This window comes from Actinomadura vinacea, from assembly GCF_039532545.1.
Lineage (GTDB): Bacteria > Actinomycetota > Actinomycetes > Streptosporangiales > Streptosporangiaceae > Spirillospora > Spirillospora vinacea.
On sequence record NZ_BAAARW010000024.1, the window covers coordinates 174,304 to 188,692 of the forward strand.

At 72.7% G+C, this 14,389-nt stretch carries 14 protein-coding genes; 5 read left to right on the plus strand and 9 right to left on the minus strand.

The window, feature by feature from the left end:
- Positions 1 to 83: 83 nt before the first annotated feature.
- Genes ABD340_RS32205 through ABD340_RS32220 form a run of 4 tightly spaced genes read left to right on the plus strand, consistent with a single transcriptional unit; the run spans position 84 to position 2,069 of the window.
- Positions 84 to 533: a gas vesicle protein gene (locus ABD340_RS32205; protein ID WP_425547491.1), complete on the plus strand. Its 450-nt coding sequence runs from the start codon at positions 84 to 86 to the stop codon at positions 531 to 533.
- Positions 530 to 1,417 carry a GvpL/GvpF family gas vesicle protein gene (locus ABD340_RS32210; RefSeq protein WP_344594102.1) on the plus strand — a complete coding sequence of 296 codons (888 nt, stop codon included), beginning with the start codon at positions 530 to 532 and terminating at the stop codon, positions 1,415 to 1,417. Before ABD340_RS32205 ends, ABD340_RS32210 begins: the two co-directional genes overlap by 4 nt.
- Positions 1,414 to 1,644, plus strand: a complete 231-nt coding sequence (locus ABD340_RS32215) for a gas vesicle protein (protein WP_344594104.1) — start codon at positions 1,414 to 1,416, stop codon at positions 1,642 to 1,644. The genes ABD340_RS32210 and ABD340_RS32215 overlap by 4 nt, the downstream gene beginning before the upstream one ends.
- Positions 1,641 to 2,069 (plus strand): gas vesicle protein K, encoded by a 429-nt coding sequence (locus tag ABD340_RS32220; protein ID WP_344594106.1) that lies wholly within the window; start codon positions 1,641 to 1,643, stop codon positions 2,067 to 2,069. Before ABD340_RS32215 ends, ABD340_RS32220 begins: the two co-directional genes overlap by 4 nt.
- Before the next feature lie 84 nt (positions 2,070 to 2,153).
- On the opposite strand, the gene ABD340_RS32225 is transcribed toward ABD340_RS32220, so the two are convergent.
- The 8 genes from ABD340_RS32225 to ABD340_RS32260 all read right to left on the minus strand — a co-directional run bounded on the left by ABD340_RS32225 (position 2,154) and on the right by ABD340_RS32260 (position 12,391).
- Positions 2,154 to 2,894, minus strand: a complete 741-nt coding sequence (locus ABD340_RS32225; protein ID WP_344594342.1) for a Rho termination factor N-terminal domain-containing protein — start codon at positions 2,892 to 2,894, stop codon at positions 2,154 to 2,156.
- Between the two features lie 184 nt (positions 2,895 to 3,078).
- Positions 3,079 to 4,815 carry a thiol reductant ABC exporter subunit CydC gene (cydC, locus tag ABD340_RS32230; protein ID WP_344594108.1) on the minus strand — a complete coding sequence of 579 codons (1,737 nt, stop codon included), beginning with the start codon at positions 4,813 to 4,815 and terminating at the stop codon, positions 3,079 to 3,081.
- Entirely contained in the window at positions 4,812 to 6,464 is a 1,653-nt protein-coding gene (gene cydD, locus ABD340_RS32235) for a thiol reductant ABC exporter subunit CydD (protein ID WP_425547492.1), read from the minus strand. The genes cydC and cydD overlap by 4 nt, the downstream gene beginning before the upstream one ends.
- A gap of 95 nt (positions 6,465 to 6,559) precedes the next feature.
- Positions 6,560 to 7,312, minus strand: coding sequence for a cytochrome d ubiquinol oxidase subunit II (locus ABD340_RS32240; protein ID WP_344594112.1), 753 nt, complete (start codon positions 7,310 to 7,312; stop codon positions 6,560 to 6,562).
- Positions 7,313 to 7,365: 53 nt separating this feature from the next.
- Entirely contained in the window at positions 7,366 to 8,616 is a 1,251-nt protein-coding gene (locus ABD340_RS32245; RefSeq protein WP_344594113.1) for a cytochrome ubiquinol oxidase subunit I, read from the minus strand.
- Between the two features lie 626 nt (positions 8,617 to 9,242).
- The gene (locus tag ABD340_RS32250) at positions 9,243 to 9,833 is read right to left on the minus strand and encodes a hypothetical protein (protein ID WP_344594114.1); all 591 of its coding nucleotides are present in this window, start codon (positions 9,831 to 9,833) and stop codon (positions 9,243 to 9,245) included.
- A 303-nt stretch (positions 9,834 to 10,136) separates the two neighbouring features.
- Positions 10,137 to 11,336 (minus strand): DUF418 domain-containing protein, encoded by a 1,200-nt coding sequence (locus tag ABD340_RS32255; protein ID WP_344594115.1) that lies wholly within the window; start codon positions 11,334 to 11,336, stop codon positions 10,137 to 10,139.
- 650 nt (positions 11,337 to 11,986) lie between these two features.
- Positions 11,987 to 12,391, minus strand: a complete 405-nt coding sequence (locus ABD340_RS32260) for a VOC family protein (protein ID WP_344594117.1) — start codon at positions 12,389 to 12,391, stop codon at positions 11,987 to 11,989.
- Between the two features lie 159 nt (positions 12,392 to 12,550).
- Between ABD340_RS32260 and ABD340_RS32265 the strand changes: the two genes are divergently transcribed.
- On the plus strand, positions 12,551 to 13,603 hold the full coding sequence (locus ABD340_RS32265) for a tyrosine-type recombinase/integrase (RefSeq protein ID WP_344594119.1): 1,053 nt from the start codon (positions 12,551 to 12,553) through the stop codon (positions 13,601 to 13,603).
- A gap of 45 nt (positions 13,604 to 13,648) precedes the next feature.
- Here ABD340_RS32265 and ABD340_RS32270 read toward each other — a convergent pair whose 3' ends face one another.
- Positions 13,649 to 14,341: a hypothetical protein gene (locus tag ABD340_RS32270; protein ID WP_344594121.1), complete on the minus strand. Its 693-nt coding sequence runs from the start codon at positions 14,339 to 14,341 to the stop codon at positions 13,649 to 13,651.
- Positions 14,342 to 14,389 lie beyond the last annotated feature (48 nt).

Below are 14,389 nucleotides of genomic sequence, written 5' to 3' on the forward strand. Positions count from 1 at the left end.
CCGGCAGACCCCGTGACCCGGCCCGTTGCCAACGGGCAAGGGCCGGGCAACGGGGGGAAGGAACTGAACGACACGTGAGCGAGATCTCCTGGGCGCAGGGACGCGACCCCGCCCGTAGCACCGCCGACCGGCCGGGCGCCCCGCCCGCCGCCAACCTCGCCGACCTGCTGGAACGCATCCTCGACAAGGGGATCGTCATCGTCGGCGACATCCGCGTGAACCTGCTGGACATCGAGCTGCTCACCATCAAGCTGCGCCTGCTGGTCGCCTCCGTCGACCGCGCCAAGGAGATGGGCATCGACTGGTGGGAGCACGACCCCTCACTGTCCTCGCGCGCGCGCCGCGGCCAGGAGGTGTCGGCCTCCGCCTCCGAACCGTCCTCCGTGACGTCCTCCGACCAGGACCTGCTGGAGGAGAACCGGCGGCTCCGCGAGCGCCTCGAAGCCCTCGAAGCCCTCGAAGCCGCCCCCGCCGACACCGGCGATGGCGCTGCCGCGCACAAGTCCGGCCAACGAAAGGGGGACCGCACGTGACCACCCGCCACACGACCACCGAACCCGGCACCGGGACCAGCGCCGGGACCAGCGCCGGGACCGCCGTCTACCTGTACGGCGTCACCCGCGACCTGGACCCGGCCGCCCTCGCCGCCACCGGGATCGGCGGAGCCCCCGTCCGCACCATCACCTCCGCCGGCCTCACCGCACTGGTCAGCACCGTCCGCCTCGACCAGTACGGCGAACAGGCCCTGCGCGCCAACCTGGAGGACCTGACCTTCCTGGAGGACACCGCCCGCGCCCACCACCAGGTCGTCGACCACGCCGCCCGCACCGCACCCATCGCCCCGGTGCGCATCGCCACCCTCTACCGCGACGACGACCGCGTCGGCCGCGTCCTCACCGAAGGGCAGGACGACTTCACCCAGATCCTCGACGGCATCACCGGCCGCACCGAATGGGGCGTCAAGGCCTACGCCCACCCCGAGGCGTTCCAGGAGGACACCGCGCCGACCACCGGTGCGGGTCCGGGCGGGGGAGGGGCGGGCACCGCCTACCTCAAACGCCGCCAGGACGAACGCCGCCGCCGGCAGGACGCCACCCGGCGCATCACCGAGCAGGCCGAGGCCGTCCACGCCGAACTCGCCGGCCACGCCGCCGCCACCCGCCGCCACCCGCCCCAGGACCCGCGGCTGTCCGGCCACCAGGGCACCCTCGTCCTCAACATCGCCTACCTGGTCGACGACGAGCGGGCCCAGGGCTTCCTGGACGTGGCACGCGATCTGGATGCCCGCCTCCCCGGCATCGAAGTCGAAGTGACCGGGCCCTGGCCGCCCTACTCCTTCATCGACGCCCTCCACCCCGCCACCCGCACGGACGAAGGAACAGCAGGCGCAGGCGCAGGGACGGGGAGAGTCCCATGACCATCCCCCTCGACACCGGCCCCGACACCGGCGCGCCGATGGCACGCATCGCCCTGGTCGACCTCCTGGACCGGCTCCTGGGCGGCGGCGTGGTCATCACCGGTGACCTGGTCATCTCCATCGCCGAGATCGACCTGGTGCACGTCTCCCTCCGCGCCCTCATCACCAGCGTCCAGGAAGAGATCCTGCCCGTGCTCGCCTCCACCCCGCCCAAGGAGCAGCCATGAGCCGCGACCCCGTCACCGGAGAGGTCATCGTCCACGACGCCGACCCGGCGACCGCCCCCTGGACCACCAGGCCCCGCAGCGCCGACCCCTGCGGCACGGGCGAACCGATACGCGCCCGTCCCGTACGGTCGACACCGGGATCCAGCGCCCTCCACCAACGGCTGCGCACCGACCCCGAGACCGTCGAACGCGACCTGGTCAAGCTCGTCCTCACCCTCGTCGAGCTGATCCGCCAGCTCATGGAACGCCAGGCCCTGCGGCGTGCCGAGGGCGGCGACCTCACCGACGAGCAGATCGAACGGCTCGGACTGGCGCTGATGCGCCTGGAAGAAGCCATGACCCGGCTCAAGGACCACTTCGACCTCGACGACCACGACCTCAACCTCGACCTGGGCCCCCTGGGCCCTCTCCTCCCCGAAGACTGACCCACCCGGGCACCACCGCAGCCGCGCTCGGCGCGGCCGGACGGCGGTCTCCCGGGTGGGTCAGGGGGCGGGACCGAGATGCGGCTACTTGGCGGGCGGGTCGGAACGGGACGTCTGCCGGATGGCCTTCACCAGCTGGCCCTTGCTCATCTTCGAACGGCCGGGAATGTCCAGCTCCTGCGCCAGCCGGTACAACTCCTGCTTGGCCATCGACTCATCGACCTCAAGGCCGGTGCCGGCGCCGGCCTTCTTGCCCTTAGAGGCATCCTGAGAGGTGTCCTCAGGGTCGGGCTCCAGGCTCGGCCCCGGCTCGGCCGCACCGGACCCGCCATCGGCATCCGCGGCGGGGGAGGGGACAGCCACCTCTTCGGCCACCTCGGACGCCGCCGCCTCGGACGCAGGCTCAGGTACAGGCTCGGGATCGGCCGCCTTGAGGTCAACGGGCTCAGATTCGGCGGCCTTGGGCTGCGCTTCCTCCGCTTCCTCCGCTTCCTCCGCCGGCCGGTCGGCCTCGGCGGTCACCTTGGACGGCTCGGACGCAACCTCAGGCTCAACCTCACGCGCAGGTTCGGGATCGGCGGGCCGCTCGGCCTTCCCGGGTTCCGGCCCGGCCGACTCATCGGCAACTTCCGCCACTTCGGCCCCGGTCGTCTCCGGCACCTTCGGGGCCTTGGGCTCCGCGCTGTCGGCGGCCTTCACCTCGTCGGGCGCCCCGGCAGTCTCAGAGACCTTCTCAGAGACCTTGGACGACGCTGCCGGCGCGGCCGGCCCGGCCTCCGCCGCCGGCACGGGCGCCTCGGCCTTCCGGTCCCTGCCCAGCCCCACCTTCGTCAACACAGCGTGGTACGACCGCAACAGGGCCGACGGCACCTTCCGCATACCCGCCATCGACATTCGCCCCTTTCACAAACTTGAGGAAACCTTGCCGCCGCCATTACCCGCCACACCACCGGCCATGCACAAGGCACATCGCGCCCGAAAGCCGCGGGCGCCCCGAGGGGGAGGGGGTTCAAACGGTCAGGAGCTCAGCGTCCCACAGATCACGGTACGGACCGGGCCGCGCGAGAAGATCGGCGTGCGGCCCGCGCTGCACGACCCGGCCGCCGTCCAGGACCACCACCTCATCGGCGTGCTCCAGCGCGGCGAGCCGGTGAGTGACCAGCAGCAGCGTCCCGCCGCCCGCGGCGGTCAGCAGATCGCGGGTGATCGCGTCCGCGGTCGCGGGGTCGAGCGCCTCGGCCGGCTCGTCCAGCACCAGGACCGGAGGGTCGGCCAGCAGCGCCCTGGCCAGCAGCAGCCGCTGCCGCTGGCCGCCCGACAGGCCATGCCCGCCCGCCCCCACCACCGTGTCCCACCCCTGCGGCAGCCGCTCCACCACCTCCAGCAGCCGCGCCCGCCGCGCCGCCGCCCGCAGCTCCTGCTCACCGGCGTCCGGACGGGCCAGCAGCAGGTTCGCGCGGACGGTCCCGGCGAACACGTGCGCGTCCTGCGCCAGCCCCCGCACCGCCGCCCGCACCGCGTCCGGGTCGCACGAGGACGCCTCCCGCCCGCCCAGCAGCACCACCCCCGCCACAGGCGCCACCTCACCGGACGCCACCGCCAGCACCGTGCTCTTGCCCGCGCCGACGGCGCCCACGAAAGCGACACGACGGCCCGCCTCCACCACCAGGTCCAGCCCGTCCAGCGCCACCACCTCGCCCAGGCCCCCGCCGCCCGAGACCGGATAGCTCACCCGCACGCCCAGCAGCCGCACACTCAACGGCCCAGGCGGCAGCGACACCGGACGCGGCGGCCCCGGACGCGGGGGAGTGCGCAGCAGCGCCGCCACCCGGCGGCAGGCCGGCAGCACCTCCCGCAACCGCTGCGCCGCAGCCGCCAACGGCAGCACCGCCTCGACCGCGACCAGCGCGGTCAACGCCGCCACCGCCACGGCGACCTCGTCGGCCCCCGCGCGCAGCGCCGCCCACGCCACCGCGACCGCCGTCACTCCCTGCACGGCCGCCCCGGCGCCGGCCACCCACGCCGAGGCGGCCGCCGCCGACCGCTCCGCACGCTCCAGCCGCCGCGCCGACACCGCCGCAGCGTCCGCGAACCGGTCCCGGGCCCCGAAGACCACCAGATCGTGCCCGCCCTCCAGCACCTCCAGCGCCCGCACCGCCAGGACCTGCCGCTCGGCCGCGACCCGCACCGCCGCACGACCCGACAGCACCGCCCCCGCCGCCGGAAGCAGCACACCCGCCACCACCAGCCCCGCCGCCAGCACACCGCCCGCCACCGCAACCGCCGCCCCGCACACCGCGACCCCCGCCGCCCCGCACACCAGCGCCGCCGCCACCGGCAGCACGCACCGCAACAGCAGATCCTGCACCGCGTCGACATCGGCGACCAGCCGCGTCAGCGCGTCCCCCTCACGCAACCCGCCCCGCGGCGCCCGCGCCAGCGCGTCGAACACCCGGCCCCGCAACTCCGCCAGCGCCCGCAACGCCACATCGTGCCCGGCGAGCCGCTCCAGATAACGGAACGCCCCCTTTCCCACCGCGCAGCCGCGCACCGCCACGATCGCCAGCCCCAGCGCCGCCATCGTCGGCTGCTGCGCCGCCCGCGCGATCAGCCACGCCGCAGCGGCCACCAGCCCCAGCCCGCACAACTCCGCCGCCACCCCGGCCAGGCCCGCCGCGACCAGCCGCACACCGTGCGGACCAACCGCCCCCCACACGCCGCCCGCGCGCACGCCGCCGGTGCTCACGCCGCCTCCTCCGGACGGGCGGGGCGATCGTCCACGACCCGGCCGTCCTCCAGCCGCACCACCCGGTCCACCACACCCAGCAACGCCGGACGATGCGCCACCACCAGCGCCGACCGGCCCGCCAGCAACCGCCCCGCGGCCTCCACCAGCAACCGCTCACTACGCAGGTCCAGCCGCGCCGTCGGCTCGTCCAGCAACATCACCGGCGCCCCCCGCAAATAGGCGCGGGCAACCGCCAGACGCTGCCGCTGCCCCGCCGACAGGCCCGCCCCCCGCTCACCCAGCACCGTGCCGTACCCGTCCGGAAGCGCCCGAATGAACTCCACCGCGCCCGCGGCCCGCGCCGCCCGCTCCACGGCCCCCGCATCCGCGTCCGGCACCCCCAACCGGATGTTGTCCCCGATCGAGGCCGCGAACAGGTGCGGACGCTGCGGCACCCAGCCCAACCGCTCCCGCCACGCCACCGGATCCAGCCCGGCCAGATCCACCCCGTCCACCAGCACCCGACCCGACTCCACCGGGCACAACCCCAGCGCCACCAGCAGCAGCGTCGACTTGCCCGCCCCCGACCGGCCCGTCACCGCCACCCGCTCACCGGCCGCCACACGCAAGGACACCCGCTCCAACGCCGGCCGATCCGACCCCGGATACCGCGCCGTGACCTCCTCGAACACGATCTCCGGCGGCCCCGCCCGCCCTCGCGCCGGGGCCGCGGGCACCACCCGCCCTCGCCGCGCCCCGGCATCCGCCACGGCGCCGGTGCCGATCAGGCCGGCGTCGATCAGCGCGAACGCCTGCCGCGCCGCCGCCACCCCCTCGGCACTGGCATGGAACCGCGTCCCCAACGCCCGCAACGGCAGATACACCTCCGGCGTCAACATCAGCACCAGCAACCCCGTCGCCAGCGCCATCTGCCCGCCCAGCAACCGCAACCCCACCGGCACCGCCACCACCGCCACCGCCAGCGCGCACACCAGCTCCAACACCAGCGACGACAGGAACGCCACCCGCAACGCCCCCACCGTCGCCCGCCGATGCTCATCGGCCAGCGCCCGCACCACCACCGACTGATGCCCGGTACGGCCATGCGCCCGCAACGTCCCCAACCCGGCCACCACGTCCCGGAAATGCCCGCCCAACCGCTGCAGCAGCCCCCACTGCCGACCCGTCAACACCGCCGTCCGCCACCCCACCAGCATCCCGAACACCGGCACCAGCGGAACCGTCACCGCCACCACCAGCGCCGACGCCCAATCGGCCACCGCCAGCCTCGCCAGCACCAGCACCGGCACCACACACGCCGCCGGCACCTGCGGCAGGTAACCGGTGAAGAACGGATCCAGCGCGTCCAGGCCCCGCGTCAGCAACGTCACCCTGCCACCCGCGTCCGCGTCGGCAGGGGAGCGGGCGCCCAGCACAGCGCCCCGCAACCCCCGCTTGACCGCCGCCGCCGAACGACCCGCGACCACACTCACCCACCACGCCAGCACCGCACGCGCCGCCACCACCCCCGCCACCAGCGGCAGCGGCCCCGTGTCCAAACCGGCGATCGCCCGCGCCAGCAGCTCCGCCTGCACCACCAGCAGCACACCCTGCGCCACCGCCGCCGCGCCCAACACCACCACCACACGACGCGGCACCAACCGCATCAAACGCCGCTCGACCGCCTTCGCCGACCCCCTCCCCGCACCACCGTCCCCGCCACCGCCGTCCGCAACGGCCACGGCGCCGTCCGCCCGGCCGCTCACAGGTAGGAAGGGGAGTCCACACGCCCCCGGAACGTCCACCACACCAACGCCTGCGCCGCCAGCAACAACGGCAGCAGCACCGCCGTCATCACCGCCGTCGCCGCCAACCCCGTCCCCGACGACACCACCTGCGACCACGGCAACCGCGACCCCGCCGCCAACGCGACCCCCACCAGCGCCACCGCCGACACCCCGTACCGCGCCGGGAACCGCCGCGCCCGCTCCAACACCGCCCCCGCCGACCGCAACCGTGCGAACCCCGCACCGTGCACCGCGAACAGCAACGCCAGCGGCAACCCCAGCACACTGCCCGCGTTCAGCCCCGCCTCACCACCACCGACCAGCATCGACCCCAGCAGCGCCCCCCACGCCAGAGCCAGCGCCCAACTACCCGCCACGATCGCCGCATCACAACCACCGCGCCACACCGCCGCGTCCACCCGGCCCCGCAGCCACAACCCCATGTCCCGCACCACCCACGCCGGCAACAGCACCGCGAACAGCGGGAACAACCCCTCCAGCAGATGATGCTCCAGCCCCGGGAACGCCCCCGCGGTCACCCCCGCCGCCGCCACCAGCCACACCTCATTGCCCAGGAAGAACGGCCCGATCGCCGCCAGCACCACCCGCCGCTCCGCCTGATCACGCCCCAGCACCGGCAGCAGCATCCCCACCCCGATATCCGCGCCGGCCAGCACCAGATACCCGACCGTGAACACCGCCAGCATCACCACCGCGAGCACTTCCATGTCCCACTCCACTCCACACACCGGCGCCGCCGCACGCGACGGCCCCGCGGCCTTCAGAACGTCGGCGTCAACGCCGCAGGCACCGCCCCATCCGACGGCGGAGCCGCCCCCAGCCGCGCCCCGTCCGGACCACGCCGCGCATACCGCGCCAGCAACCACCCGTTCACCACGATCAGCACCGCGAACAACCCCGTGAACACCACGAACGACCCCGCGATCAACCCCGGCCGCACATCCGACAACGCCTCATCGGTCGTCAGCACCCCGTACACCACCCACGGCTGCCGGCCCACCTCACGGAACACCCACCCGCTCAGCATCGCCACATACGGCAACGGAACCGCCGCCATCACCACCACATGGAAGATCCGCCCCCGCACCAGCCACCGCCCGAACGGCACCTTCACCAACGCCGCCACCGCCAGCAGGAACAACAGCGACCACACCAGCGTCATCACCGCCTCACCCGCCGCCGCCAGCCCCGGGGCCTGGTAATCACCCGGCCCGAACCGCGCCGCGAACCCCGCCTCGGCCGCCACCGCCTCCGCCGTCCCCGCCTGCTTGGTCGGCTGCACGTAGGCGAACTGCATCCCGCCGAACACCACCACCGGGAACACCGCCGCGGCCATCGTCACCAGCCCCACCCGCATCGACCGCCGGAAGAAATCCACCTCCGCCGTCCGCCGGAACAGGTGGTAAGCGCTCACCCCGGCCATGAACAACCCCGCCGTCAGCAACCCCCCGAACCCCACATGGAAGAACGCCAGGACCGCCGTCGGATTGGTCAGCAACGCCCCCAGATCCGTCAGATGCGCCACCCCGTCGCGCATCTCATAACCCACCGGCCGCTGCATCCACCCATTGGCGACCAGAATGAAGAACGCCGACATGTACGCCGTCAGCGTCACCACCCAGATCAACGCCAGATGCAGCCACCGGTTCAGCCGGCCCCACCCGAAGATCCACAACCCCAGGAACGTGGACTCGACGAAGAACGCCACCACCGTCTCCATCGCCAGCGGCGCCCCGAACACCTGCCCCACCAGCGACGACATCCCACCCCAGTTCATCCCGAACTGGAACTCCATCACCAGCCCGGTGACGATCCCCACCGCATAATTGATCACATACAGCTGGCCCCAGAACCGCGTCATCCGCGCGTGCACCGCACTGCCCGACAGCGTCGCCCGCGTCTGCGTCCACGCCACCAGCGTCGCCAGCCCCAGCGTCAGCGCCACGAACAGGAAATGCGACCCCGCCGTCAACGCGAACTGCAACCGGGCCAGCATCAACGGGTCGTCCATCACTCACCCTCAGCCCTCGATCGGTCCCCCCGATCCTGGGCCGGCACCACCCGCCCGCGAATCGGGCCCGAGCATGCACCCGCCCTGCACCTTTCGCGCACGTCCACCCCGCCACCTACATCCCGGGATGTAGGGACCCGCACGCCCACCGCAACAAACGGCGATGAAGACGACGGGGGAGCGGGCCCGCAGCGGGGGAGGGGACAGACCGCGCAAGTGCCTGGGCGCCCCGGCCAGCGACAAGACCCACCACGCGGGCCCGCCTGGCCGACAAGCAAGGCCGCTCCGCAAGAGGCCGTCCCAGGGCGGCGCTCACGCGGGCCGCGACTCGCAGCAGCCCTCGACCCCGGCGCGCTCAGCCAGACCTGTCCGATGGGATGACGGAGCCTCCCGGACGAGGGCGGCGACCGCCGTATCGATCACTTTGGGGCGGCCACGACAGCGGCCGCCCCAAAGTCCTTCACCGGAATCCTCCGCGGAGTCCGCTCTGCTTCACCTGGGGGAGAGGTCGACAGGATCGGCAAGAACGCAGGCGCACCCCTCGTCCACGTCACGTGACGGCCACCGGCTCCGGGAGCCCCGGCATCCCGGGCGCGGTTCCACCAGGGAAAGGTCAGGTGGTCATTTCATTTCTTGTCGACCAGTTCGTAGCCGCCCTTGAGAAGCGGCGCGTCGGCCGCGGGGGCCATGCATTTGCGCAGCTGACCGTCACCGGGCTGCGGCCCGCCGCTCAGCCCGATCCGGCTCGGGCCCCCGCCTTTCCCCGCGACGTAGAAGCTGATGCCCATGCGCGCTCCATCCTTCAGCATCTCCTCCCAGGGACCACCGGGGGTGACCTTGGTGAGGGTGCCGGTGACGGTCGCGGTGGGACCGCCGGTGGTCAGGCAGTCGACCTTGAGATCACCCCAGTTGGTGTACCACGTCCCGTCCGGCATCTTGAGCCGGTGGGAGATCCGGAACGTCCCCCACGAACGGGTGGGCTTGGACGCCCCGTTCGGATCGAAGGTGGCGTGCGCGTCGACCGTCACCCGGATGTCGTCGTCGGGCGCAGGGAAGTACATCCTTGCCGATCCCTTGAGGTGGGAGGTCTTGACGCCCGGCGCGGGCGCATCGGCCGCCGCCCAGGACACGGCGGAGATCGCGGCCGTGAGGGTCGCGGCGAGGCCGGCCGTGACGGCCAGGCCCAGGACGGACACACGGCGGGTCCGGTCGATCATTGCGTGCACTCCGATCTGGCGAGTGATGACTTTCGACCTCACAAGCCTTCCGACCGGCCCCGGGCCGCGGTTCCCCTGTCCGGGTGATCGCCCTCCCTCTGTGGGGTGAAAACGAAGGGCGATCACCCTCGGGGGGAGGGCGCGAATCAGATCTACTTAACATAATGTACATTATCAACCAATCAGAGGATCTCTAGAAGAGGGGTGAGAACGGGCCACGGAGCCCGAGTCGGCACCTCCGCGCGCTCGAACCACCCCGAAAGGGCGCGGCCCGCCGCTCAGGCCGGAACGACGTCACGGACCTCATCCGACGCGCCGTGTCACCCGGGTCGCGGCATTGAGCAGATACTCCAGCGGGCCGCGCCGGAAACGGCGGGCCCACAGCGTCGCGAGCACCAGCGCCGCGACGACGAAGGCGACCAGGACCGGCAGCCCTGAGGCGGCGTCCACGGTGTCCAGCGCAGCGAGCGCGAGAACATGGCCGACATAGACCGACAACGACATCGACCCCACGGCGATCACCGGAAGCAGCGACCGGCGCACCCGCCGCCGCGCCTCGGCGGCGGTGACCACGGCGAGGGCGCACACCACGATGGTGATCGCCACGCCGACGTTTCCGAGAATCTCCAGGGGCGTCCCGCTGTGCGGCGCGGCCACCAGCAGCAACGCGGGCGCGCGGGTGCTCACCGTGCCGGTCTCCGGGCCCACCCACCAGGTCACAGGCCCCGAATCGAACCAGCCGGAGTCCCCGACGGCCGCGCGGACCCCCGGGAGCAGATGGAAGACCAGGCACGAGGCCCCGTAACCGAACACCGCGAGCGCCGGGCCCGCGACGGCCAGCCGGCGGCGCACGCGGCCCGACATCAGGTCCAGCCGTCCCAGCGCCATGCCGGCGACCACGTACGGCATCCAGGTCATCGCCGGATAGGGCCCGGTGAGCAGGAGGTCGACGACGCCCTCCCCGCTCAGCCGCTCGATCGGGTCGAAGGCGGTGACGGCGTGCTCCCAGGATCGGTGCTCCACGAGGGCGCGCACCCCGAAGGACACCAGGGGCCCGGCCACGGCGAGGAAGGCCGCGATGACCGCGAGCGTCTTGGCGGGCAGCCGCGCCAGGGGCAGCGCCAGCAGGAAGCACAGACCGTAGTAGGCGATGATCACATCCACCGGGGACGGAAGCATCGCCACCGCCGTGCCCAGCGCCACCAAGGCCACCCCGCGGATCGCGATCTTCGCCCTCGCCCGCCGGCCCTCCCGGCCGCTCTTGGGACGCCGTCGACCACTGATGATCACCACCGACACCCCGGCCAGCAGGGCGAAGAGCGCGGCGGAGCGGCCGTGCGTCAGCTGGTTCACCGCCCCGCCGGCGTCCCCATCGACGATGTCGGGGCCGATGTGGGCGGCGAACATGCCCAGGACGGCGAGTCCGCGGGCCAGATCCAGCCCGAGCAGTCTCCCCTCCGGCGGCGCGGCCCGGGACGCGGCCGGTACGGCAGGCGGCGTCACCGGCCGAGCGGGCACTCCGCCGGGCCTCATCAGGGCCCGTCCGCGCCGATCACGGGACGGCCCCGCCCAGGTTCGAGGGTTCCCTATTCCGATGGCTCATCGATCGGTGTTCACGTCGGATGTACGTCGACAGGGTCGAGGACACACCGAGAAGGCCTGCCGAAGGCCCTGGTAACAGGCGCAGCCGCTTCACCACGCCGTTGGCGGCGAAGAACGGGGGCGCAGCGAATCGCCCTCCGGGCGAACCTCCACGATATCTCCGGCCGCCCCTCGGTGATACTCGGGGACGAGGATCCGCCAGTGCTCGGCGCCGGCTCTTTCCGCCCTCGGTCCTGGGCGGACCTCCCCCCAGGTCGCTCGGGCCGGGACGCCTTCGCTACGTCGCATGGATGCGCCGCCCCTCCGGCGCCTGCCCCGGGCCCGGTGACCTGTGTTTACTCGGGTTCGCCGGCTGGCGCTGATCTCCATCCCCGCGGTTGGCGGGTAATCGATGTCGGCCCCGCGTGAGAATGATCTTGCTGGGCGTCGCCGTTCCCCCGGCGTGGGGTCGTCCGGCTGGGGCGGCTTCCCTTCGGGCCGCGCACCCCAGTCGGACAAATAGGGGCAGAATATGGCAAACCAGACAGAAGTTGGATTCTGTCTGGTTTGGTTCAGGAGTTTCCCGCGGGCCGCTGCTGGAGCACCCACCCGTTGCCGTCGGGGTCGCTGAAGTGGACGAAGTTGTTCCAGCCCCCACCGGGTCCGTCCACCATGCCGTCGGCCTCGTAGTGCTGGACCTTTCCCGCGTCCACGCCGCGTTCCAGGAGCTGGTCGCGGGCGGCCTCGATGTCGGAGACGACCAGTTGGAGGCCGCGGAGCGTCCCGGGCTCCATGCCGACGACGCTGCCGATGACGATCGAGCAGCCCGAGCCCGGCGGGGTCAGCTGGACGATGCGGAACCCCTCCCCCGCGCTGGTGTCGTGGTCGACGGCGAAGCCGACCTGCTCGCTGTAGAAACGCTTCGCACGGTCCACGTCGGTGACGGGCACGGGCACCACTTCGAGGGTCCAGTCCATGACGGGTCTCCTTTCGACGTCCTCACCGATTGGACCGGGGGGAGGCCACGAACTTATCGCTCCCCTCCCCCGATTTCGGCTGCCATGGCACGCGGTCACTGGGAGTGATGTCACGGGTGCGGCGGTGTTCTGTCGGAGGGAAACGGTAACGTCCGCGGGGTGCGTCCCAGTGATGTCCAGCGCCTGACCGTCCAAGAGACCGCCGACCGTTACGCCGAGCTGATCCGGGCCAAGTCCGCGACCGGCGCGCTGGCGCCGGGGACCGCCGAGGTCTACACGCGTGACGTGCACACCTTCGCGGAGCTGGCGGGGCCCGAGCGGGTGCTGGACGACCTGGGCGGCGCCGAGGTCGATGAGGTGCTGCTGAAGTTCGCGCACAAGCCGGACGGCCGTCGCCGGGCCGCGCCGGCCGGGGGTGGTACGCCGGCGGGGGCGGTGGCGCGCCAGTCGGCGTCGTCGCAGGCGCGTTTCCGCAGGTCGTTGTCGGCGTTCTTCCGTTATGCGGCGCTGGTGGGGTGGGTGCAGCTGGATCCGATGCGGGCGGTGACGCTGCGGGCGAAGGAGCGGGGCGGGTTGCGGGCGCGGCGGCGTGCGCTGACGGTGGAGCAGGCCGACGGGCTGATGGGGGCGGCGCGGGGTCTGGTGGGCGGGCCGGCGGACCCGGCGCGGCGGGTCGATCAGCGTACCGAGTTGCGGGACGCGTTGATCGTGTTGTTGCTGGCGGCGGTGGGGCCGCGGGTGTCGGAGCTGACACGGGCCGATGTGGAGGATTTCTTCGTGAACGGGGGTCTGCGGTATTGGCGGATCTTCGGCAAGGGCGGGCGGACGCGGGATGTGCCTCTCCCCCGTCCTGTGGCGGATGTGCTGGAGGCGTATCTGGCCGAGGGGCGCCGGTTGCTGGATCGGGGGCGGGAGCCGGAGGCGCTGTTGTTGTCGTGGCGTGGTCACCGGTTGGCGCGGGGTGATGTGCAGGGGGTGATCGACCGGGTGCTGGCGCGGGTGGATCCCGAGCATCGCCGGAGTGTGACGCCGCACGGGTTGCGGCATACGACGGCGACGCATCTGCTGGCGGCGGCGACGGACATGGACGCGGTGCGGCGGGTGCTGGGGCATTCGGATCTGTCGACGCTGGGGCGTTACCGGGATGAGCTGCCGGGTGAGCTGGAGGCGGCGATGCGGGTGCATCCGCTGCTGCGGCCCGAGAAGGGGTGAGGCGCGTCGGCGTCGGCTGCTCGAGCCGGGTGGTCCCCGGGGGGGTCAGATCCAGCCGAGGTCGGTGGGTTCGGGGAAGCCGCGGTGCCAGATGCCGTAGATGATGAGCATGAGGAGCGCGGGGGCGAACGCGACCGTCAGGAGGCGGCCGAGGTGGTGTCGGGTCCTCCAGCCCCAGATGCTGAACGCGGCGGTGATCGCGATGGAGGGCAGGGCGGTCTGGCCTTCGAGGGCGTTGGTGGTGTAGGTGAGCCCGGTGATGAGGGCCAGCGCGATCGGGAGGGGCCCGTGGGCGGGGGTGCGGCGGGCGAGGGTGGCGGCCAGGGCGGTGAAGACGAGGGTGACGCCGCCGTACCAGAGGTAGTGGCCGATGTATTCGTCCCAGAGGTGGGCGATGTCGCTGGGGGCGCGGTTGCCGACGGAGTTGGCGGCCAGGTGGATGCCGTGGCCTTCGACGTAGGTGATGGCGCCGAGGAGGTAGAGGGTCCAGGTGCGCGGGCCGGCGTGGGCGGCGCGTAGGACTGCGGCGGCGGGGAGGAGGACGGCGTAGGGGGTGAGGATGTCGATCCAGTCGGCCCAGCGGGTGTCGCCGATGGTTCCGAGCCAGGCCAGGCCTACGCCGGTGTGGTGGGTGAGGGCGTAGGCGACGGCCGTGAGGGCGAGCCAGGGCAGGTGGCGGGCCGGTGTTTGGGCGGCGTGGTCGGCTGCGGTGGTGGAGGGGTCGGCGGTCGGGGCCATGGGCGCGCCCTCCGGTCGGGGGATGTTGAGGTCCATCATGGCCCGGTT

Excerpts from the sequence above, each read along its gene's own strand:
- ABD340_RS32245 (WP_344594113.1), bottom strand. The coding sequence starts at position 8,616 with ATGGACGACCCGTTGATGCTGGCCCGGTTGCAGTTCGCGTTGACGGCG.
- ABD340_RS32220 (WP_344594106.1), top strand. The coding sequence starts at position 1,641 with ATGAGCCGCGACCCCGTCACCGGAGAGGTCATCGTCCACGACGCCGAC.
- ABD340_RS32270 (WP_344594121.1), bottom strand. The coding sequence starts at position 14,341 with ATGGCCCCGACCGCCGACCCCTCCACCACCGCAGCCGACCACGCCGCC.
- ABD340_RS32240 (WP_344594112.1), bottom strand. The coding sequence starts at position 7,312 with ATGGAAGTGCTCGCGGTGGTGATGCTGGCGGTGTTCACGGTCGGGTAT.
- cydD (WP_425547492.1), bottom strand. The coding sequence starts at position 6,464 with ATGCGGTTGGTGCCGCGTCGTGTGGTGGTGGTGTTGGGCGCGGCGGCG.
- ABD340_RS32215 (WP_344594104.1), top strand. The coding sequence starts at position 1,414 with ATGACCATCCCCCTCGACACCGGCCCCGACACCGGCGCGCCGATGGCA.
- ABD340_RS32250 (WP_344594114.1), bottom strand. The coding sequence starts at position 9,833 with ATGATCGACCGGACCCGCCGTGTGTCCGTCCTGGGCCTGGCCGTCACG.
- ABD340_RS32260 (WP_344594117.1), bottom strand. The coding sequence starts at position 12,391 with ATGGACTGGACCCTCGAAGTGGTGCCCGTGCCCGTCACCGACGTGGAC.